Raw genomic sequence first — 20,710 nt, forward strand, 5'->3', positions numbered from 1 at the left:
ACCAACACAGACGTGTTGGTTTTGTTAGAAAGAAGACAGATTAGTGAGCCATCTTTTTTATTTTTTCGGTCGTTTTTTAGCCTCTTCAGCTTGTTTTTTAGCTTCCTCAGCCTGTTGAAGCGAGCGTTGCAGCAAATCCTGGAACTTCGATTTCTTGACATCGCCCTTCGCAAACTTCTTCCGGTTTTCCTCCAGCACTGCCTTGATCTTGTCTTCGTCGACAAACTTGCGAATCAGCAATTGCTGGGCAATCGTCACGACGTTCGACACAAAGTAATAAAACGTCAGACCGGCCGGAAACGAGTTCAGAACAAACATGAACATCAGCGGAAACACGTAGCTCATCGCTTTCATGTTGATCGGGCTGTTGGGCTGGGCGGGCGTCATCTGGTTATTATAATACGCGTAGGCCAAACTCGACGCCGTCATGAAGATCGTAAACAGACTCAGGTGTGAGCCCAGGAAAGGAATCGTGAACGGGAATTTGATGAACGAATCGTAGGTCGACAAATCATTCGACCACAGAAACCCTTTTTGCCGCAGTTCGATCAGGTTTGGAAACAGGAAGAACAACGCCATCAAAACCGGCATCGTGGCCAGAACCGGAATACAGCCACTCAGCGGACTCACGCCCACCTGCTGATACAGTTTCATGGTTTCCTGCTGTTGCTTGGCCATGTCGTCGCCCACCTTCTCACGAATCGCATTCACTTCGGGGCCTAAAACCCGCATTTTTGCCATACTAACGTATGAACGATACGTCAAAGGCGTAAGCAGCAGTTTCACGAAAACAACAAGGGCGATGATCAGCAAACCGTAGTTGGAAATGAATTTCTCCAGAAAACTAAACACCGGCACAAAAAAGTACTTGTTCACTGGTTTCAGAATGGCATACCCCAGGTAGACGTTCCGGTCAAATTCCGGTGCCACTTCGTCGAGCAACTGGTAATCGTTCGGGCCAAAATAGAAGCGGTAATTGCCTTTGCCCGCTTTCACATCGGCAATGGGAATCAGCACGTCGGCAATGGCGGTTTTGACCGTACTGGAATCCGCTTCGTTCACAATCGTTTTGAAAACCGGCTTTTTGAAGGGGCTGCTCTCCGAAATAAACCCGGCCAGAAAGTATTTGTGCTTGATGGTAAACCACTGCACCGGCTCTTCCAGCGTCGCTTCCTGATTGGCCGCTCCTTCCGACAGACCATCGAAATTTTCGTCGGCCGACAGGTAATTGATGGTAGCCGACTTCCGGTTTTCGGCCATATCGTTTTCAAACTGCCGCATTTTATCCTGCCACAGGAACCGGATATCGTTGTTCGTCAATAGCTTATCCAGGCCGTTCAGCTTCAGGTCGTAATCAACCACGAATCCTTTTGCGGGAATGGTATACGTTTGTTCAACGGATTCGGTGGGTGACAGGGCGAGTTTGAACGTTACGGTTTGAGCGTTTCCCTGAACGGTGGTCTGGGGTGGCGTGGCCGTTTCGAAATACAATTTTTCGATGTTAACTTTCCCCCGGTTAGTAGGCAGTTCCAGCACCATTGCGCTGCTTTCTTCATTCAGCAGCACGAGCGGTTTCTGGTCGTACGTTTTGTAATTTTTCAGAAGGACTTCTTTGACGCGTCCTCCCTGGGTGCTAAAGGTAACCCGGATATCAGGGTTTTCGACGACGATATCCTGGCTCTGGCCCGTTGCCGCGGCTGCAAAATCGCCGTACATCATTCGGGAGGCTGCCGAGTCGAGGGGTTGTTCCGCCTGTTTGGCGGCTTCCGGCGTGGGGGCAGTGGTGGCGGTTTGCTGTTGGGGCTTTGTTTCCGGAGCGGGCTTTGGCATTAACAACTGGTACCCCAGCAACATCCCCAGAATCAATACAATACCAATAATTTGATTACGATCCATTTTTTTGGTTTAAAGTTTAAAGTTTAAGGTTTAACGTGGCTAACGAGCACTTCAAACGTTAAACCTTAAACTTTAAACGTAATAATTAGTCCGCAAAAGTACGGAGAAGCAAAGGCTTAACCAACATTCGCCGTGGTATCGACCAGGCGTTTCTCCTGAGAGTGTCCCATCGACGCCCGCACGAAATGTACGAACAACGGATGCGGGTCCATCACGGTGCTTCTCAACTCGGGGTGAAATTGCACACCAACGAACCACGGATGGTTTTTCAGCTCCACAATTTCGACCAGCCCGGTTTCCGGATTGATTCCGGTTGGCACCAGCCCGGCTTTCTCAAACTGGTTGATAAATTCATTGTTAAATTCGTACCGGTGGCGGTGCCGTTCGCTGATCTGCGACTTTCCGTAAATCTGGAACGCCAGCGAATCTTTTTTGATTTTGCAGGGATACGCACCAAGCCGCATCGTACCGCCCTTGTTGGTCACCTTTTTCTGGCTCTCCATCATGTCGATAACCCGGTGCGATGCATTTGGGTTCATTTCCGACGAATGGGCGTCGGACCAGCCCAGCACGTTGCGCGCAAACTCGATGCAGGCACACTGCATTCCGAGGCAAATGCCCAGAAACGGTATTCCATTTTCACGGGCAAAGCGGATGGCGTTGATCTTTCCTTCGATGCCGCGTTCGCCAAAACCGGGCGCAACCAGAATGCCGTCGAGGTCCCGAAGCCGTTCCGATACCTGGTCAAAATCGCCCAGGGTTTCGGACTGAATCCATTCGACATTGACCTTGCACTCGTTCTTGGCTCCGGCGTGGATAAACGACTCGGCGATGGATTTGTAGGCATCCCGAAGCTCAACGTACTTGCCGACCAACCCGATCGTAACCGAATCCGTCGGATTTTTGAGGTGGCCCAGAAACTCCTTCCAGCTATCGAGATCGGCGTCCTGATCGTTGTATAGATCGAGCATGTACAACGCCCGCTGGTCGAGTTTTTCTTTCCGCATCAGCAGCGGAACGTCATAAATCGTTTCGGCGTCGATGGCTTCAATGACCGAATTCACCTGCACATTACAGAACAGCGCAATTTTCCGGCGAATGTCGGGCGGAAGCGGGTGTTCGGTGCGGCACACGATGATGTCGGGCTGAACGCCGTTTTCGAGCAGCATCCGAACGGAGTGCTGGGTCGGTTTGGTCTTCAGCTCACCCGCCGACGCCAGGTACGGAATCAGCGTCAGGTGAATGACGAGCGTATCTTTTTCGCCCAGTTCAAACTTCAACTGCCGGACAGCCTCCACAAATGGCAGCGATTCGATGTCGCCCACACACCCACCAATTTCGGTAATGATGATGTCGTACTCACCGGTTTCGCCCAGCAGCCGGATGTTGCGTTTGATTTCGTCGGTAATGTGCGGCACAACCTGTACCGTCCGTCCGAGGAAATCGCCCTTGCGTTCGCGGGTGATGACGTTGTTGTAGATTCGGCCCGTGGTGATGTTGTTGGCGCGTGACGTACGAATGTTCAGAAACCGTTCGTAGTGGCCCAGATCGAGATCGGTTTCCGCGCCGTCGTCGGTGACGTAGCATTCGCCGTGCTCGTATGGATTGAGCGTACCGGGGTCAATATTGATATAAGGATCAAACTTTTGAATCGTGACCGACAGGCCGCGAGACTGAAGCAATTTTGCAAGCGAAGAGGCAATAATGCCCTTGCCCAACGAAGAAGTTACACCGCCCGTAACGAATATGTACTTAGCGGTTTTCTGACCGGATGGAGCCATGTCTGAAAACGAAATGTGGTTGTTACGGGATGTAAAGGTAGGGAAAGTTACGGAGAAAAGGTGGGTATGAGCGTGGAAAAAGTTACGGACCGGTAGTAATCAGTTGAGGGTCAGCCCGTGGTGTGCTCAGGCTACGGCGGCAACTTTGTTGTATTTGTTGCGGTATTCGATGGGCGACAAACCGGTGATTTTTTTGAAGATCGTCCGGAAGGCTTTGGTGTCGGAATAGCCCACGTCGTACATGATCTCATTGATGTTCTTCTGGCTGATTTCCAGGTTTTTCTTGGCCGCTTCGATTTTCACCCGCTGGATGTATTCGGCAACGGTATTGGACGTGGCTTTCTTGAACCGCCGTTCCAGATTCCGTCGACCCAGGGCGTGCATGTCGGCCAGTTGATCGATCGTTATTTTGTCCTGAAAATTCTTTTCGATAAACTCCTGGGCTTTCTTCACCGGCTCGTCTTCGTGTTCTTTCTGACCCTGAAAAATCGTGAACGGCGACTGGGTTTCCCGGTCGATTTCAATGGCAAAGACTTTGGCCGACAGCACCGCAATGTCGCGACCCGCGTATTTTTCGATGAGGTACAAAATCAAGTTCAGGTACGAAAACGCGCCCCCGCTCGAATAGATGCCCATCTCGTCGGTGATGATCCGCTCGGTCACCAGATTCACGTCGGGAAACAACTGCCGGAAGTCATTGGTCGCCAGCCAGTGTGTGGCACATTGGCGGCCTTTGAGCAAACCGGTCGATGCCAGCAAAAAAGCGCCCAGACACAGGCTGGCCACTTCTGAACCGCCCCGGTACTGGTCGGTGATCCAGGGAATAAACGCGCGGTTTTTTTCAATCGCCAGCCGCAGATCCCCATCCAGCGCAGGAATGACGATCAAATCCGTCTTTTGCACGTCGGCCAGAACCGCATCCGCATGGGCCGTAAAAGCACCGCCACTCAGGGGCGTTTCTTTCGTCAGACCGACCAGTTGCACCCGAAACAAGGGCGGTTGGCCCTTGGCGGCAAAAAACTGATTGACCTGCGTAAACAACTGGCGGGTGCCCTCCAGGCTACCTAAAATAGCCCCTTTGGGGACTAAAATCGATATATGCTTCATGCGTCAAAAATAAAGAAAGGGATTGTCGTAATCAACCCCTTTTATTGCCGCGTTTGCCCCCTGCCGGTGTCAACTCATTCCCGTACGTTTGTCCTATACGCAAGGCGGAAAAAACCGCCTGACTCTAACCACTCCAACCATGGCAACTTTCAATCCGTATCTGAATTTTAATGGCAACACCGAAGAAGCGTTTACGTTCTACAAGTCGGTTTTTGGGGGTGAATTTATCGCGCTCCAACGTTTCAAAGACACACCCGAAGGCGCCAAACTCTCGGCCACAGAGGCCGAAAAAATCATGCACATTGCCTTGCCGATTGGGTCCGGAACGCTCCTGATGGCTACTGATGCCCTCGAATCGATGGGTCATACCGTCACCCCGGGGAGTAATTTCCATCTTTCGATCAATGTCGACAACAAAGAAGAAGCCGACCGCCTGTACGGAAAACTTTCGGCGGGTGGTGTAGCCGTGATGCCGATGAAAAAAGAATTCTGGGGCTCTTATTTTGGCATGCTGACCGATCCTTTCGGCATCCAGTGGATGATCAGTTTCGATGAAAAACCAGCCGCCTGACCAGGCAACGAACAGGAACAACAACCTTCCTCTTTTTTAAAACCAACAGAGCCCGGCTTCAAACCGGGTTCTGTTCCACGGATGATTACGACCGACTGAATCATGAGAAAGGTGAAATTACAAATGCAAATGACTCTCGATGGCTTCGTGGCCGGCCCAGCGGGCGAACAGGACTGGATGGTCTGGAACTGGGATGCGGTCCTGAATCAGTATGCCGCCGATCTCGCCAACTCTGCCGACACGATGCTAATAGGACGCGTCACCTACGAGGGTATGGCGAATTACTGGCCGAATGCCGCCACCAACCCCGACGCCAATCCGGATGATCTGGCCTTTGCGCACCAGATGAACGAGATCGATAAAGTGGTTTTTTCAACGACGCTTTCAACGGTTGAGTGGAAAAACGCCAGATTGACCCAAAAAAGCCCCGCCGAAGAAGTGGCCGAATTGAAAGAACAGACGGGCAAAGACTTGATTATTTACGGGGGAGCCCGCATCGTTTCGGCTTTTATTCAACACAACCTGATTGATGAATACCATCTTTTTATCAACCCCGTCGCCCTGAAAACCGGTCTTCCGGTCTGGCAGGAAATGACCGACCGCATGACGCTGAAACTGGTGAAGACCACCGTCAGCAGCGTCGGCATTGTGGTTCTTTGTTACCAGCCTGAATCAGCCCGGTAGGCATTCGGCAGGATTATTGTTCTCTCCGGTATGAATCCATCCGCAGGTGTTATGGTCGAAGTTTTTAAAACCAATGTGTGGGATACGCGTCACGCCAACCGGCTTCTGGATCTCATCCACCAAACGTTTACGCACTACACCGCCAATTTTGACCTGGAAGACTGCGACAGGATTCTGCGCATCCACTCGTCAACCGGTCTGGTCGAACCGGGTTTCGTAATTTCGCTGGTGCAGGATTTCGGGTTTACGGCGGAGGTTTTGCCGGACGATGTTCCCCTTAACCAACCGGTTTTTTAGTCCGGAACCGACTCCATACCGGAACGCACGAGTAAAATCAGGCGCTATTTTGTTTATGGGTACGGAACACAGCCGTCACTCATCGCAGCCTCCCATGCGCCACCTCGCTCTCTTTTTAAAAAACCGGCTCGGTCTGAAACTGGGCTTTTTTCTTGCCTTGCCGGCCTTCCTGTTCCTGGCGGGTTATCAGTCGGATGACAATAAAAACCGTACCTGGAGCCTCTACAAAGCCGACGCCGAAAGCACCAGCTATTCCGAATTGAATCAGATTACGGTTAACAACGTCAGCCAGTTGCAACTCGCCTGGACGTTTCACCCGAACGACGCCCAGGCGGGTGCGCGTCCCGGAAGCAGTGAGTGCAACCCCATCATCATCGACGGTGTTTTATACGCCACGTCGGCCCGGCACCGGGTTTATGCCGTCGATGCCGCCACCGGCGAGCAAAAATGGTCGTTCGATCCGTTCGATGGCGGAGTGGGCGGGGGCGTCAGCCGGGGCGTTACGTATTGGGAAAATGGCGCCGACAAACGGATTCTGGTAACGGGTGGCGATGTGCTGTTTGCATTGGATGCCCGCACGGGGAAACCGGTTCCCGGCTTCGGAAAAAACGGGCAGGTGAGCATGAATGTTGGGTTGCGCGATGCTCCCGAAACCATTTCGGTCATCCCGACATCGCCCGGAATCGTCTACCAGGATTTGCTGATCATGGGTGCTGAAGTGTCGGAGCTGTACGGGGCGCAACCAGGCTACATCCGGGCCTACAACATCCGGAACGGAAAACTCGAATGGACATTTCACACCATTCCGCTGCCCGGCGAACCCGGCTACGAAACCTGGCCCAAAGAAGCGTATCAATACGCTGGTGGCGTCAACGACTGGGCGGGAATGAGCGTGGACACCCGGCGCGGCATGGTGTTTCTGGCCCTGGGCTCCCCTTCCTACGATTTTTACGGCGCCGACCGCAAAGGCAAAAATCTGTACGGCAACAGTGTGGTAGCCCTCGATGCCAAAACCGGCAACTACCGCTGGCATTTCCAAACCGTCCACCACGATTTGTGGGATTATGACCTGCCCGCTCCGCCCAATTTGGTTACGGTGGAACGCGTTGGCCCCGACGGTCGGCCCCGAAAGATAGACGCCGTGGCTCAGGTGACGAAACACGGTTTTGTGTTCGTCTTCAACCGCGAAACGGGGGAGCCCTTATTCCCGATTGAAGAACGAACCGTACCGGTTTCTCACCTCCCCGGCGAGGAAGCCTGGGCCACGCAACCTTTTCCGCTGAAGCCCAAACCGTTTGCCCGACAACACATGACGGAAGCGGATTTGACCCGGTATTCGACAGCAGGGCATGACTCCATCGTTAAGAAATTCCGGTCGATGCGCTACGAAGGGCTCTTCACCCCACCGGACCTGAAAGGCACCTTGATGCTGCCCGGAACCCGGGGCGGTGCCGAATGGGGTGGCGCGGCCTATGATCCGGCCACGAGCGTGTTGTACGTCAAGTCGAACGATTCGCCGGAAATTCAGTCGATGCAAAAAGTCGATCTTGAAAAAGAAGCCAAAGACCAGACGGTTTTTGCCCAAGGCAAAACGCTCTACATGACGTATTGCGTGAGCTGCCACGGCAAGGACAAAAATGGCGACGAACCCAATTATCCATCGCTGATCGGCCTCCGAAACCGAATGACCCGCGAGGCTGCGCTGGCCAAAATTAAACAGGGTGGCGGCAAAATGCCGGCCTTTGCCAGCGTGGTCAAAGGGAAGGAACAGGGTATTCTTGCTTTCCTGTTCGAACGGGAAAAGAATTCGGGAAAAGCCACCAAAATGGAAACCGGTCAGACCCTCGCGGGTGCCGATAAATACCTGAATCTGACGGCCTACGGTCATTTCCGGGATCCAAACGGACATCCGGCCATCAAACCGCCCTGGGGAACACTCAACGCGATCAACCTGACCACCGGCGATTACGTCTGGCAGATTCCGCTGGGAAATCATCCGGAACTACAGGAAAAAGGTGCGGCCGAAACCGGTCTGGAAGGCTCCGCTGGTCCCATCGTCACCGCCGGAGGGCTGGTTTTTATCAGCGGCACCCGGGATCAGAAACTGAAAGCCTTTGATAAATCAACGGGCAAACTGGTTTGGGAGACCTCGCTCCCGGGTGTTGCCAACGCAACCGCCTGTACGTATTTCAGTAGCAACCGGCAATTTGTCGCACTCTCGGTTGGCGGAAGCAAGGAAAATCCGGCCGGTTCGATTGTGGCGTTTGCATTACCAAAATGAATATTGATGGGTATGGGAGAGTAAAATCAGAAAACACAAAACTATTACAGTAGTTTCATAACGTACAGATTAGTTGATTTACGTCATTTTACGATTAAGTCAAACCCCTAACTCTGCATTCCCTATGAAACATTGGGTCCTATTTGGTTGCATTTTCCTGATTTTAAGCGGCTCGTCAGCCCTGTTCTCTCAACGCCTGGCTGTGCCCCTGGCACTCAAAGCGGTTTATGATTCAACCGCCTATTCGTTTTCCTACATCCATCCGGTTAAAAATAAGCTGAAGGTTAAGCTTCCCGCTATTCCATCAAAGTATTCCACCTTGTCAAGAAGTTTTAAATTAAAAGCATTGGAGAAAGACGTTGCCGTTTTGATCGGAAAAACAATCAGCAACAAAGACTACGTTGTGATCGATCAAAATTTCAATAGCGATTTATCGGATGATGAAATTGTGTATTTTCCAGACACCCTGACGAGCCCCGCCCGGGGAAATTATAAAAGCCTAAAAATTAATGCAGCGGCAGGCCAGTACAAAAGCAGATCAATCCTATTTGATTATTCGATTATCAAACCGCCTAAACTCCAGATTGATCATGGCGATTCTACCGAAAATAAAGTACACTTTTTTATCCGTCCCAACGAATACAAACAGGCAACGATCAAAGTCGATACGGCAACGTATTCACTGATGCTGTTTTCAAAAACCGTTTTTGATTATACAAAAAAATCAACTTTTTTGGTGGTCGTTCCGCCAAACGTCGATCCCCGCAGTGTGAAAGCCAACACCAACGAGTTTAATAAATACGTCGAAGGCGATATTGTACTTGTTGGTTTGAAGAAGTTTCTGTTTGAGAAAGTATCGCCACTGGCAGACTCCATTTTCCTGCAAACAATCACCTCACAGGAAGATACTTACGGAAGCAAGGTGGGTTACATGGCCCATCCTTTTTCCCGGAGAGACATGCTTTCAAAAGACTCCGTCAGTTCGAAAACCCTGAAAGGAAAATACATTGTACTGGATTTTCGGGGCACCTGGTGCGCTCCCTGTCTACAGATTTTAGAATCCATTAAGAAAATGCACGCGACGGTTGATGAGCAAAAAGTAGCCATGATCGGCGTCTGTTACGACAAGGATCCCGGCAAGGTAGAAGCTTTCATTAAAAAGCGCGAAATTACTTCGTTGCAACTCTACGATCCGCAAACGAATCCAACCCTTAGCAAACAGTTCGGTATTACGGCCTATCCCTCTTTCGTCGTGATCGATTCATCCGGCAAAATCGTTTTTAAAGACGAAGGATTGACCGGTTTTCAACGATTATCGGAACAACTGGACCGTATTATTAAGAAATAGAATCCGGAATAATGTATTTAAAATAAGTCCTTTCAATTCGATTTCCCAACCAATTTCCACTGATAAACACTGCCTGTTTTTTCAATTCCGAAGTAATCAAACGAGCCATTGGCCCGGTCGCCAAACGTGTCGAGTTTCGTTGGGCCGGTTGCCCCCACATAGGCATTGGCCTGCGTTACAAACTGGCTTTCGAGGGTATTAAGATCGGACGGAACGCCATTGCTGGCTTCGATGGTTTTGGCAATAACCCACATCGCATCGTACACCGCAATGCCGAATGCATCGGCGTCGATACCGGTTTTGGTTTTTATCCGGGCAATCAGTGGCTCCCAGGTGACCTTGTAAGCGTCGGGAAGGCCAAACGTTGGCGTAAAAAACTGCGTGCTGATCGCAAAAGCAGCAGCATCCGGGTCGCCAATCAAGGCGGCACTCAGGGCCACACCGTCCCCACCATACCAGCGCACGGAACTCAGAACGGGGTCCGATGCCGCCTGTTTGAACAGGGCGACACATTCATCGAAGGAAGCCAGATAAACGCCGACTTTGTCAGCACCGTAGGTGGTAGTGAATGCACTAATCTGTGCTTTAATCGCGGCAATTTCCGCGGTAAAATCGCTGATGGACGTGCCGTAGGGCGTCAATGGCTGAACCACCCCGCCCAGCGTGGTAAACGAAGTGCCGGTTGATGTTTGCAATCCTTTGTTTCCGGCATCATCGCGGGCAATCGTCACCAGTCCGCGAATGCCCTGCCCATAGATGGTTTTGGCAATGGCAGCTCCTTCAATTTTGTCGGCCGGGCAAAACCGGAAAACCGGGTCGTCGGCAATGGCCAGACTCCCCGCCGTACTGCCCTGGCTAATCACGAGGCTGTTGTAGGAACTGGTAAGGGGCAACAGGGCCGCCAGCTCGGCACTGGACTGTGGCCCGATGAAAAACCGGGTGCCGGAACCAGCCGCTGCGGTAAAAAAACCAGCGGCTTTTTCGGCTTCGAGTTGGGTGTCGTAGTCCGTGATGCTAAGCCGGAAGCCACTGCCTTTCCCCGCAAAATAAAGGTTGATGTCTTCCTCAGCAATTTCCATCGCGGCCTGGGTAGTGATTCCGAGGGATGACCAGTTTCCGGTCAGCGACGAAAGTCCGCCGATGTTGATGGTCACCGGTTGCAGGTGATCGTCAACCGAACACCCGGCGAAAAGAAATACGATAAAAACAAATACGGAAGCGGTCAGGTTTTTCAGGATGTTCATATGAGTTTAATTATGCCGAAAATATACGACATATTACACTCATAATCATACCTAATACAACAATAGACTTGTCTGACAACCGGCATATTTACGGTATTATTTAAATTACTTACTAAAGGGCCTAAGCGGTTTCACCTTTCAGAGTATTTACCTCAACTTAACCGGTCCTTAAAGCTTTCATACCCGTAGGTTTTCACCAGCCGAAAGGTTCCATCTTCCTGCCAGATGCCGATAGAAGGCAGATTGACGCCGTTGAACGTGCTCGTTTTCACCATCGTGTAGTGAATCATGTCATCGAAAACGATTTTATCCCCGATCTGAAGCGGTTTATCGAAACTGTAATCACCCATGAAGTCCCCCGCCAGACAGGTCATACCGCCCAGGCGATAGGTTGGTTTCCCCGAAACCGGTTCGTGGTATGAATTCAGAATCCGGGGTTTATACGGCATTTCGAGCGTGTCGGGCATGTGGGCGGCAAAGGAAGTGTCGAGAATGGCCACCTGAATACCCTGGCTGTCAACCACATCCAGTACCGACGAAACCAGCACCCCGGTCTGCCAGCCAATGGCCGAACCCGGTTCCAGAATGACCTCGACCTGGTATTTTTCCCGGAACGCTTTCAGCAACCCGATCAGGTGTTCGGTATTATAACCTTCGCGCGTCATGAGGTGTCCTCCGCCCATGTTGACCCAACGCGCCTGGTGGAGCAGGTCACTAAAGCGGCTTTCCAATGCTTCGAGGGTGCGTTCGAGCGTGTAGGAGTCGTTTTCGCAGAGCGTATGAAAATGAATCCCCTCCATCCCGTCCGGTAACCGGTCACCGATCAGATTCCGCGTCACGCCCAGCCGTGAGCCCGGCACACAGGGATTGTACATATCCGTGGCGACCTCCGAATACTGCGGATTGACGCGAATCCCGCAGGAAACGCCCGACCCGATCGCCCGGTTTTTAAACCGCTCCCACTGGCTCAGCGAATTGAACGTGAGATGACTGCTCCGTTCGAGAACTTCGTCAAATTCGTCGTCGCGGATGGCCGGGATATAGGTGTGCGCCTGCACACCCAGGTATTCGTTGACCAGCTTGATTTCGTTGAGTGAGCTGGCCGTGGCACCCGACAGGTATTGCTTCACCAGCGGGAAAGCACTGTACATCGAGAAGCCTTTGAGAGCCAGAATGATCTGAACCCCAGCTTGTTGCTGCACACTATCGATCAGCTTTAAATTGGTGCGGAGCTTGGCCTCTTCCAGTACAAAACAGGGCGAGGGAATTTGGGAGTAGTCGATCATCAGGGATGGTGACGCCACATGAAGGCGGTTTTTAATCACAAAAATAGCGAAAACGTCGGTTTTGTTCAGCATAAAAAATGCCCGTCGGTTGCGAACCGGCGGGCATGCTGTCCAAAGTGTGGATGCGTTATTCCAGGGCAAACACCACGGGTAACGTAAACCGAACCCGCACCGGCCGACCCGATTGCTTGCCGGGTTGCCAGGGCGGCATCTTCTTCACGACCCGCAGGGCTTCTTCATCACAACCAAATCCGATTCCTTTAACAACGTTCACATCGACAATGCTCCCATCCGTGTTCACCACAAATTGGAGATACACTTTTCCGGAAATGCTTGCCCGGGAAGCGGCCGGTGGATACCGCAGGTTTTTTTCCAGGAATTCAGCCATTTTTCGCATGCCGCCCGGAAACTGGGGATCCTGCTCCACTTTCAAAAATACTTCATCCGGTTTACGTTCCACTTCAATCGATTTTTCGACCGGAGCCGGGCCTGCGGTTTCCGTGGGGGCCTCGATGACATCCAGCGCGTTGGGGTCCCCCTCCTGGGTTTTATCACTCGACACCTTGTCTTCCAGGTCCTCCACCGTCGGCACCGTTACATCATCGGGCGCTTCAGTCACCACCTCCGGGGGCAGATTTCGCACCGTAGGCAATTGAACCGGTATCTCTACTTTCGGCGGAATGACAATCGGCGGTTCCTCCTGCGGTAAGGTTCTGATGTCTTCCAGCGTGACTTCATTCATAAACTGATCCGGGGTCTCGGCCGGTTTTAGCCGGTTATAGAGCGTCGGTGTGGCCAAAGCGGCCCAAAATAAGGCAATTCCCAACCACAGCGCCCGGTTGGCACTGCGCTGATAGACCTGGCGCAAATCGTAGGCGCCATACAATTTGTTGCGGTTTTCAAACACGATGTCGTCGAGCGTCGCGACGTTTAGCTGTTCGGGTGTCATAGCCAAAGCAATGTTAGTGACTAACACAAATATATATAAGAAAACTATATATACAAGTTAAGGGTAATCTTTTTTGTTTTCTTTCCCTTATCTTACCTTTCCATACCGCTGATTCCCGTGCCATGAAAGTCGAAGGATACCGAAACCGGTGTAGTTCCCCTGCACATTTCATTGTGTTGTCCCTATTTCTGTTGCTGTACTTCGGTTCAACACTTGCGCTGGCTCAGCCTCGGGGTGTAGCCACCTCGAAGCGGTTTCTGGATTCGCTGCAACGGGAAACGTTTCACTATTTCTGGGAATTGGGCAATAATCCGAACGGGCTGATTCCCGACCGGTATCCGACGCCTTCGTTTGCAAGCATTGCCGCCACCGGCTTTGGGTTAACGGCCTACCTGGTGGGTGTCGAGCGGGGGTATGTGAGCCGCCAGGAGGCCGCCGAACGAACACTTCGAACCCTGCGCTTTTTTAATTACGCCCCCCAATCGGCCGACGAAAAAACCGCTACCGGCTACCACGGTTTTTTCTACCATTTTCTGGATCTGAAAACCGGATTGCGTTTCAAACAGGTGGAGTTGTCGACCATCGACACAGCCTTGCTGCTGGCCGGGATGCTAAGCAGTCAGACGTATTTCGATCAAAATAATGCCGTAGAGAAGGAAATCCGGATGCTGGTCGACCGGATTTTTCGCCGGGTCGACTGGACCTGGATGCAAGCCCGGAAACCGCTGGTGTCGATGGGCTGGCATCCCGAAAGCGGTTTTATTAAATCAGACTGGAAAGGCTACAATGAAGCGATGATCCTGTATGTGCTGGCCTTAGCGTCACCGACCTATCCGATTGGCCCTGAGGCCTGGACGGAGTGGACCTCAACCTACGAATGGAAAGAATTCCAGGACTATGCCCACCTCAACTTTGAACCGCTGTTCGGCCATCAATATTCGCATATTTGGATTGATTTCCGCAGTATTCAAGACGCTTATCTGCGTCAGCGGGGAATTGATTATTTTGAGAACAGCCGCCGGGCCACGCTCGCCAACCGCGCTTATTGCATCGAAAATCCCGGAGGATTTACCGGCTATGAAACCGACCTCTGGGGCCTGACCGCCAGCGACGGCCCGAAAGATACGCTAATCAACGGACGACAGTTTTTCTCCTACCGCGCCCGGGGTGCTTCCGCCATCCAGATCGTCGATGACGGGACGATTGCGCCCACGGCGGCCGGTGGGTCGATGCCGTTTACGCCGGAAGAAAGCATCCGGGCGCTCCAGTTGATGAAATACCGCTATGGAAAAAAGATTTACGGCCCCTACGGTTTCAAGGACGCCTACAACCTTTCTTACCCCGGCCAGTGGTTCGACAAAGACTACCTGGGCATCGACAGCGGCCCGATTCTGCTGATGACCGAAAATTACCGCACCAACCTGATTTGGAACCTCATGATGCGCAACCCCATCATCCGGCGGGGCTTGTTACGAGCCGGTTTTCGGGGGGGATGGCTGAGGAATTAAATGAATGATGAGTTATGAATGATGAACGATGAATTGGCTAACGCAAAACATTCATCGTTCATCATTCATAATCCATCATTCGTTCTCCACGCTCAGCGGCTGATTGATTTGATCCTGCACCGGCAGGCCCTGCTTGTTCATTTGTTCGATGAAGGGGTCGGGGTCGAGCTCTTCGCAGTTCCAGACGCCGGGTTGCATCCAGACGCCTTTCAGCATCAGCATGGCACCGATCATGGCCGGAACACCGGTGGTGTAGCTCACCGCCTGCCCGCGGACCTCCTTGTAGGTCTCGGCGTGGTCGCAGTTATTCCAGATAAAATACGTTTTTTCCTGGCCGTCTTTGATGCCTTTGATCTGGCAACCAATGGAGGTCTGGCCCGTGTAGTTTTCACCCAGGGAGTCGGGAGCTGGCAACACGGCTTTCAGAAATTCCAACGGTACAATATCGATTCCCTGAAACGGGATCGGCTTGATGCTGGTCATGCCCACGTTTTCCAGCACCTGCAGGTGGGTAATGTAGGCCTGTCCGAACGTCATCCAGAACCGGGCGCGTTTCAGCGTCGGGAAGTTTTTAACGAGTGACTCGAGTTCTTCATGGTAGAGTACGTACGACTCTTTCGGGCCGATTTCGGGGTAAACGATCGGTTTATGAATCGACATGGCTTCGATTTCGACCCATTCGCCGTTTTCCCAATACCGACCAGGCTGCGTAATCTCCCGGATGTTGATTTCGGGATTGAAATTGGTGGCAAACGCCTTGCCGTGGTTGCCCGCATTGCAGTCGACGATGTCCAGGTAGTGCATCTCGTCGAAGTGGTGTTTGGCCGCGTAGGCCGTAAACACCTGCGTGGCGCCCGGATCGAAGCCACAGCCCAGCAGCGCCATAATACCGGCTTCCTTAAACCGCTCCTGATAGGCCCACTGCCAGCTATATTCAAATTTGGCGACATCCTTCGGCTCATAGTTGGCGGTGTCCATGTAATGCGTCCGGGTTTCCAGACAGGCATCCATGATGGGCAAATCCTGGTAAGGCAATGCCACATTGATGACCAGATACGGCTGAAACTGCTTGATCAGCTTGACCATTTCGGCCACAACATCAGCATCGACCTTCGCCGTTTTGATTTCCACGCCGTGCATTTCCCGAATTTCGGCGGCAATTTTATCGCATTTGGAAAGTGTCCGGCTGGCCAGCATAATGTCTGTGAAGACGTCCGCATTCAACGCACATTTGTGCGCCACGACACTCCCGACCCCTCCGGCACCAATAATCAGCACTTTAGCCATTTGATTTCGTATAACTGTTTAGGATTTGTTACGTTCTGCGGATTTTCATCAGTCTGATACTACCGGCAGGAACCAACAAACAGGGTTGAACAAATTCGCGCAAAGATAGCCAGCCCGGCCGCGTTGTTGACAGAAATTCCGGAAAAAGATTGAACGGGGTCATTAAAAAAGATTCCGGTTTTTGATTTGGACACCACCGTCCGGTATAGTATATTTGGTAGATAGGCAAAAGTCTATTTTTGCAACAAAACCCTCCCCAACGCGATGAAACTGAAGAGCTCTACGGGTTCATTTGAACTATCGATCAAAGGCTACGGTGTGAAAGGAACCAATTGGCGGGAACGCAACAGCCTGCTTTGCGAACTGTCTACCGAATGGCAGAAAGAATCCTATACGCAATCGGCACCGCTGCAAACCTACGAAATCAAGCGGTTGATCAATGGTCTTAAACTGCTCTGGAGCCGAGCCATCAATCACGTAACGGTCTCGTTTTCGGAACCGGGCCTGAACGTCGAAGCCTCTTCCCTGCCCAACGAACAGTACCGGTTGCAGATTCAGTTAGACGGCACCCTAACGCCATCCTGGCATCCTTACCCCGATTTTCCCCTCCTGATGGATGTTACGTTAACCCGGTTTCAACTCCGCGAAGCCATCCGGGATTTGGTCAATCAACTAGCCCTTTTTCCGGAGCGTTAGTTCGAATTATACAAATTTGATCGGGTTACCGTTTTCTAGCTTTTCCCATTTTTTTGTCTGACAATTCTCAAAAACCAAAACCGTTTAGTCGAAAACACCTACCTTTGCTTCCGATACAAAATCAAGTTTAGCTTTATAACCAAACCGAAATGGGGCCTGATTGCCCCCGGACGTTTAAGCCTAGTGGAATGATAGAAGTTCGGAAAAGGAGTCGCACACAGACTATGGCGCGCATACTTCAGGCTGTAGGAGAAGTGATTTCTGAACGGGGCGTCAACCGGGTTGGAATCAATGCGGTAGCCGAAAGAGCGGGAGTCAACAAAGTGCTCATTTATCGGTATTTTGGGGGCTGGGAAGGCCTGATGGAACGGTTTCTGCACGAAGGCCATTTCCTGACCGACTACAACCAGCAGTTTCTGGAAAAACACCCGGAAACCGATCCCAGCGTTAAAAAACAGTACCGGATCAATTACCTGGTTGGGCTGCTGCGCGAGTTGAAAGTGCGGATGCCCGCACAGGAAATGCTCAAATGGGAAATCAGCAATCCGGGTTCTTACCTGAGTCAGCAGTTGGCAATGGCCCGCAACGAGTCTTTTCAGAAGGTTCTCGACCAGTTTTTTACCAACGACAAAGAAGACCAGAGTGCCGTAACTGCCATACTGGTTTCGGGTATCACCATGCTCCTGCTCATTGCTCCCAATCAGAATCAGTTTATGACCCTTGATCTGCAATCGGACGAAGGCTGGAAGCGAATCGAACACGCCATTCACCGAATTTGCGATACCCTCACTCCCTGACAGCCCCGGGCCGTCGTACGGCTGATGACCCAGGCGCTGTCAGATTGCAAAGGTCAGGGTCTCTGATGCATTAACTCCTCAATTTCTTCAACCTCGATTGGGATCGAATCCATCAGGTCGATGTTACCGGTTTCCGTAATCAGGATATTGTTCTCCAGTCGGATACCCAAACCCTCCTTGCGTATATAGATACCCGGTTCGCAGGTAAAAACCATCCCGGCTTCGAATTTGCGGTATTTGTTTCCCACATCATGCACATCCAACCCTAGAAAATGGGAAGTTCCGTGCATGAAATACTGGCGGTACAACGGATTGTCCGGGTCCTGTTTCGCCACCTCCTGCCGGTCGAGCAGGCCCAGCCCAATCAGTTGCGACTCCATGATGCGGCCGACTTCCTTGTGGTACTCATCCCAGACATTGCCCGGCACCAGCAGTTTTTTCGCTTCCTTCATCACGTGCAACACCGCCTGGTAAACGGCTTTCTGCCGATCTGTAAACCGCCCGTTCACCGGCAGGCTGCGCGTCAGGTCGGCGTTGTAATTGGCATATTCAGCGGCCACGTCCAGCAGGATGATTTCTCCGTCTTTACACGGGCGGTTGTTCTCGATGTAATGCAGCACGCAGGCACTGGCCCCGGATGCAATGATTGGCGTATAAGCAAACCCCTGCGACCGTTGCCGGACAAATTCGTGCAGAAGTTCGGCTTCAATTTCGTACTCCCACACACCGGGTTTAATAAACGGCAACAACCGCCGAAAACCGGCTTCCGTAATCCGGATTGCTTCGCTGAGCAGCGCTACTTCCTCCGGCTGTTTGATCGCCCGGAGAAAATGCATCAACGGCGCCAGTCGTTCGTATCGGTGAAGCGGGTATTTTTCCTGAAACTGGCGGATGCCCCGGGCTTCCCGGCTTTCCACTTCCGACGAGTTGCGAGTGTGTTCGTTGGTGTTCAGATAAATGTGTTCAGCCTCAAAAACCATCTGGATGAACACGCGGTCGAATTCATGCGTCCAGAAAACCGACTTCCGGGAAATGCCCGAGGTTTGCTCCGCTTCTTCCTTGGTCAGCTTATGGCCTTCCCAGATTTCGATCAGTTCGCTGGTTTCACGCAGAAACAGCACTTCGCGAAACTTCTCGTCCGGATGATCGGGAAACAACACCAGAACGGTTTCTTCCTGGTCGACGCCGGATAGGTAGAAGAGGTCATTATTCTGCCGGAACCCCATCGTACCGTCGGCATTGGTTGGCAGGATGTCGTTGGCGTTCAGAACCACCACGGATTTGGGTTTCAGGACTTCCGCCAATCGCCGGCGGTTTCGGATAAACAATTCGTTGCTGATGGGTGTATACTTCATGCGGGGTAAGGTTTCAAATGGCTCAATTCGGTAATATCAATATCATTTTGTACTTTAATGCCTAAAATTGATGCTTTCGTTTCAATGAAAAAAATAGTTTTGCTTCTTTTTGGGATCACACTCTTCGGGGTCGGTATCACACACGCCCAATCCAAGTACTGGATCACCCTGAAGGACAAGCCTTCTGCTGAAAAACCGTCTCTCTCTCCTCTGACCCTTTCCAATCGCCAGTCGATGGGGCTCCCCGTCGACGAAACGGACCTGCCGCTCAATCCGGCCTACTTGCAGGCTCTCTCCCTCCAGGGCGTTCGTCCGCTCTTCCGTTCGCGCTGGCTTAACGCGGTGTCGGCCGAACTGACCGCCGGGCAGGCGCAACAGGTAAAGGCCTTGTCGTTCGTGAAGGACCTTTTGCCCATCGATCAGCACCTTGTCATCAACAGCATCGACCATGACATCACAAAAGTGTTGATGGCACCGGTGATGTCGCAAATTCAGGCGGAGGTGTTTGGTCGCGCCGGGATGACCGCGAAGAATGTGACCATTGGCGTCATCGATGCGGGGTATTTCGGAGCGGATTCGGCCAGTGCCTTGAAACACATTTTTCAGCGAAACGGAATCCGGGAAGTTCGCGACTACGTGAATACCAGTCGCCCCCGCAACGCCTTTTTCGGTTCACTCGAAACCCTCTCCGACTTTCACGGCACGGAAGTGATGGCCGCCATTTCGGGCCACGATCCCAATGAAAATATTCAGTACGGTTTAGCTACCGACGCCACCTTCTACCTTGCCCGCACCGACCACGGAGCCCGCGAATTTCGGGGCGAAGAAGACAACTGGATTGCCGCGATGGAGTGGATGGACAGCCTGGGCGTGCGCATCATCAACACCTCGCTGGGGTATGCCAAAGGATTTACGAATCCCAAAGAAAACTACCAGCCCAACCAGATGGACGGCCATACGAGCCTGATCAGCAAAGCCGCCCAACTGGCCGCCGACAAGAAAGGCATCCTGGTCATCGTGTCCGCCGGTAACGAAGGTGACGACCGCTCCTGGCGCATCATTTCCACGCCAGCCGACGCGCAGGGCGTGCTGGCCGTGGGAGCCACCAACAACAAGGTCTGGAACCGCATTGGCTACAGCAGCATTGGTCCGGAATTCCTCCCCTATCTGAAACCGAACGTTTCCTGTTTTTCGCTGTACGGCACCTCGCTATCGGCACCGGTCATCACCGGTTTTGCCGCCTGTCTGATGCAGGCCAATCCAAAGCTGACCAACAAAGAACTGATTGCCATTATCGAAAAATCGTCGCACCTCTATCCTTACGGAAACAATTACATCGGCTATGGCGTCCCGCAGGCTTCGCGCGCGCTGGCGATGGCCAAAGGGCAGACGTTGGCCGCTTCGGCAAAATCCATCAAAGTGACGGGCAAAACGTATTCACTGCCGTTGCCCGACTATGCCGACGTGTCGGTGTCGGTTTTTCACAAAAAAGACGATACCCGCGTTCTGCAACAGGAGTCCATGCGGGTTCAGAACGGCGCGATTCTGCTGCGCCGGAATCACGACGAAAAACGGACAACGGTGGATTTAAAGAAGGAAGTGGTCGAAATTATCTGGCAGTGA

Annotated in this window: 17 protein-coding genes; 9 read left to right on the plus strand and 8 right to left on the minus strand. The window is 52.1% G+C overall.

The features are described from left to right. Positions 1 to 57: 57 nt before the first annotated feature. The 3 genes from yidC to F0P93_RS04945 all read right to left on the minus strand — a co-directional run bounded on the left by yidC (position 58) and on the right by F0P93_RS04945 (position 4,784). Complete coding sequence (gene yidC / locus F0P93_RS04935) at positions 58 to 1,896, minus strand: membrane protein insertase YidC (protein WP_150875165.1); 1,839 nt, start codon at positions 1,894 to 1,896, stop codon at positions 58 to 60. A 116-nt stretch (positions 1,897 to 2,012) separates the two neighbouring features. Continuing rightward, the gene (gene pyrG, locus F0P93_RS04940) at positions 2,013 to 3,677 is read right to left on the minus strand and encodes a CTP synthase (RefSeq protein WP_150875166.1); all 1,665 of its coding nucleotides are present in this window, start codon (positions 3,675 to 3,677) and stop codon (positions 2,013 to 2,015) included. A gap of 126 nt (positions 3,678 to 3,803) precedes the next feature. Further along, positions 3,804 to 4,784 (minus strand): GlxA family transcriptional regulator, encoded by a 981-nt coding sequence (locus F0P93_RS04945; RefSeq protein ID WP_150875167.1) that lies wholly within the window; start codon positions 4,782 to 4,784, stop codon positions 3,804 to 3,806. A gap of 139 nt (positions 4,785 to 4,923) precedes the next feature. Between F0P93_RS04945 and F0P93_RS04950 the strand changes: the two genes are divergently transcribed. From F0P93_RS04950 to F0P93_RS04970, 5 genes are all read left to right on the plus strand, one after another. Next, positions 4,924 to 5,355: a VOC family protein gene (locus F0P93_RS04950; RefSeq protein WP_150875168.1), complete on the plus strand. Its 432-nt coding sequence runs from the start codon at positions 4,924 to 4,926 to the stop codon at positions 5,353 to 5,355. Between the two features lie 102 nt (positions 5,356 to 5,457). Further along, positions 5,458 to 6,039, plus strand: coding sequence for a dihydrofolate reductase family protein (locus F0P93_RS04955; protein ID WP_150875169.1), 582 nt, complete (start codon positions 5,458 to 5,460; stop codon positions 6,037 to 6,039). A 30-nt stretch (positions 6,040 to 6,069) separates the two neighbouring features. Next, a complete protein-coding gene (locus F0P93_RS04960; RefSeq protein WP_225309375.1) occupies positions 6,070 to 6,336 on the plus strand; it encodes a hypothetical protein in 267 nt (88 codons plus the stop codon). Between the two features lie 94 nt (positions 6,337 to 6,430). After that, positions 6,431 to 8,617, plus strand: a complete 2,187-nt coding sequence (locus tag F0P93_RS04965) for an outer membrane protein assembly factor BamB family protein (RefSeq protein ID WP_150875170.1) — start codon at positions 6,431 to 6,433, stop codon at positions 8,615 to 8,617. Between the two features lie 124 nt (positions 8,618 to 8,741). Continuing rightward, positions 8,742 to 9,965 (plus strand): TlpA family protein disulfide reductase, encoded by a 1,224-nt coding sequence (locus tag F0P93_RS04970; protein WP_150875171.1) that lies wholly within the window; start codon positions 8,742 to 8,744, stop codon positions 9,963 to 9,965. 32 nt (positions 9,966 to 9,997) lie between these two features. Here the strand turns inward: F0P93_RS04970 and F0P93_RS04975 are convergent, their stop codons facing one another. The 3 genes from F0P93_RS04975 to F0P93_RS04985 form a co-directional block, all read right to left on the minus strand. Then, positions 9,998 to 11,209, minus strand: coding sequence for an ABC transporter substrate-binding protein (locus tag F0P93_RS04975; protein WP_150875172.1), 1,212 nt, complete (start codon positions 11,207 to 11,209; stop codon positions 9,998 to 10,000). Positions 11,210 to 11,361: 152 nt separating this feature from the next. Further along, entirely contained in the window at positions 11,362 to 12,495 is a 1,134-nt protein-coding gene (gene nspC / locus F0P93_RS04980) for a carboxynorspermidine decarboxylase (protein WP_150875860.1), read from the minus strand. Between the two features lie 127 nt (positions 12,496 to 12,622). Then, positions 12,623 to 13,444 (minus strand): energy transducer TonB, encoded by an 822-nt coding sequence (locus F0P93_RS04985; protein ID WP_150875173.1) that lies wholly within the window; start codon positions 13,442 to 13,444, stop codon positions 12,623 to 12,625. 122 nt (positions 13,445 to 13,566) lie between these two features. Between F0P93_RS04985 and F0P93_RS04990 the strand changes: the two genes are divergently transcribed. After that, complete coding sequence (locus tag F0P93_RS04990) at positions 13,567 to 14,952, plus strand: glucoamylase family protein (RefSeq protein ID WP_150875174.1); 1,386 nt, start codon at positions 13,567 to 13,569, stop codon at positions 14,950 to 14,952. Between the two features lie 75 nt (positions 14,953 to 15,027). On the opposite strand, the gene F0P93_RS04995 is transcribed toward F0P93_RS04990, so the two are convergent. Next, a complete protein-coding gene (locus F0P93_RS04995) occupies positions 15,028 to 16,239 on the minus strand; it encodes a saccharopine dehydrogenase family protein (protein ID WP_150875175.1) in 1,212 nt (403 codons plus the stop codon). A 264-nt stretch (positions 16,240 to 16,503) separates the two neighbouring features. Between F0P93_RS04995 and F0P93_RS05000 the strand changes: the two genes are divergently transcribed. Together F0P93_RS05000 and F0P93_RS05005 are read left to right on the plus strand one after the other, a co-directional pair. Further along, positions 16,504 to 16,935, plus strand: coding sequence for a WapI family immunity protein (locus tag F0P93_RS05000; protein WP_150875176.1), 432 nt, complete (start codon positions 16,504 to 16,506; stop codon positions 16,933 to 16,935). A 224-nt stretch (positions 16,936 to 17,159) separates the two neighbouring features. Beyond that, positions 17,160 to 17,732 (plus strand): TetR/AcrR family transcriptional regulator, encoded by a 573-nt coding sequence (locus F0P93_RS05005; RefSeq protein ID WP_191908726.1) that lies wholly within the window; start codon positions 17,160 to 17,162, stop codon positions 17,730 to 17,732. Positions 17,733 to 17,785: 53 nt separating this feature from the next. Here the strand turns inward: F0P93_RS05005 and F0P93_RS05010 are convergent, their stop codons facing one another. Next, on the minus strand, positions 17,786 to 19,087 hold the full coding sequence (locus tag F0P93_RS05010; protein ID WP_150875178.1) for an aminopeptidase P N-terminal domain-containing protein: 1,302 nt from the start codon (positions 19,085 to 19,087) through the stop codon (positions 17,786 to 17,788). An 84-nt stretch (positions 19,088 to 19,171) separates the two neighbouring features. On the opposite strand from F0P93_RS05010, the gene F0P93_RS05015 reads away from it, so the two are divergent. After that, entirely contained in the window at positions 19,172 to 20,710 is a 1,539-nt protein-coding gene (locus tag F0P93_RS05015; protein ID WP_150875179.1) for a S8 family serine peptidase, read from the plus strand.

Origin of the sequence: Larkinella humicola (genome assembly GCF_008727875.1) — a bacterium.
Taxonomy (GTDB): Bacteria; Bacteroidota; Bacteroidia; order Cytophagales; family Spirosomataceae; genus Larkinella; species Larkinella humicola.

What these genes read in the sequence shown, in the direction of transcription:
- yidC (WP_150875165.1), bottom strand. Translation starts at nt 1,896, where the DNA reads ATGGATCGTAATCAAATTATTGGTATTGTATTGATTCTGGGGATGTTG.
- pyrG (WP_150875166.1), bottom strand. Translation starts at nt 3,677, where the DNA reads ATGGCTCCATCCGGTCAGAAAACCGCTAAGTACATATTCGTTACGGGC.
- F0P93_RS04945 (WP_150875167.1), bottom strand. Translation starts at nt 4,784, where the DNA reads ATGAAGCATATATCGATTTTAGTCCCCAAAGGGGCTATTTTAGGTAGC.
- F0P93_RS04950 (WP_150875168.1), top strand. Translation starts at nt 4,924, where the DNA reads ATGGCAACTTTCAATCCGTATCTGAATTTTAATGGCAACACCGAAGAA.
- F0P93_RS04955 (WP_150875169.1), top strand. Translation starts at nt 5,458, where the DNA reads ATGAGAAAGGTGAAATTACAAATGCAAATGACTCTCGATGGCTTCGTG.
- F0P93_RS04960 (WP_225309375.1), top strand. Translation starts at nt 6,070, where the DNA reads ATGAATCCATCCGCAGGTGTTATGGTCGAAGTTTTTAAAACCAATGTG.
- F0P93_RS04965 (WP_150875170.1), top strand. Translation starts at nt 6,431, where the DNA reads ATGCGCCACCTCGCTCTCTTTTTAAAAAACCGGCTCGGTCTGAAACTG.
- F0P93_RS04970 (WP_150875171.1), top strand. Translation starts at nt 8,742, where the DNA reads ATGAAACATTGGGTCCTATTTGGTTGCATTTTCCTGATTTTAAGCGGC.
- F0P93_RS04975 (WP_150875172.1), bottom strand. Translation starts at nt 11,209, where the DNA reads ATGAACATCCTGAAAAACCTGACCGCTTCCGTATTTGTTTTTATCGTA.
- nspC (WP_150875860.1), bottom strand. Translation starts at nt 12,495, where the DNA reads ATGATCGACTACTCCCAAATTCCCTCGCCCTGTTTTGTACTGGAAGAG.
- F0P93_RS04985 (WP_150875173.1), bottom strand. Translation starts at nt 13,444, where the DNA reads ATGACACCCGAACAGCTAAACGTCGCGACGCTCGACGACATCGTGTTT.
- F0P93_RS04990 (WP_150875174.1), top strand. Translation starts at nt 13,567, where the DNA reads ATGAAAGTCGAAGGATACCGAAACCGGTGTAGTTCCCCTGCACATTTC.
- F0P93_RS04995 (WP_150875175.1), bottom strand. Translation starts at nt 16,239, where the DNA reads ATGGCTAAAGTGCTGATTATTGGTGCCGGAGGGGTCGGGAGTGTCGTG.
- F0P93_RS05000 (WP_150875176.1), top strand. Translation starts at nt 16,504, where the DNA reads ATGAAACTGAAGAGCTCTACGGGTTCATTTGAACTATCGATCAAAGGC.
- F0P93_RS05005 (WP_191908726.1), top strand. Translation starts at nt 17,160, where the DNA reads ATGGCGCGCATACTTCAGGCTGTAGGAGAAGTGATTTCTGAACGGGGC.
- F0P93_RS05010 (WP_150875178.1), bottom strand. Translation starts at nt 19,087, where the DNA reads ATGAAGTATACACCCATCAGCAACGAATTGTTTATCCGAAACCGCCGG.
- F0P93_RS05015 (WP_150875179.1), top strand. Translation starts at nt 19,172, where the DNA reads ATGAAAAAAATAGTTTTGCTTCTTTTTGGGATCACACTCTTCGGGGTC.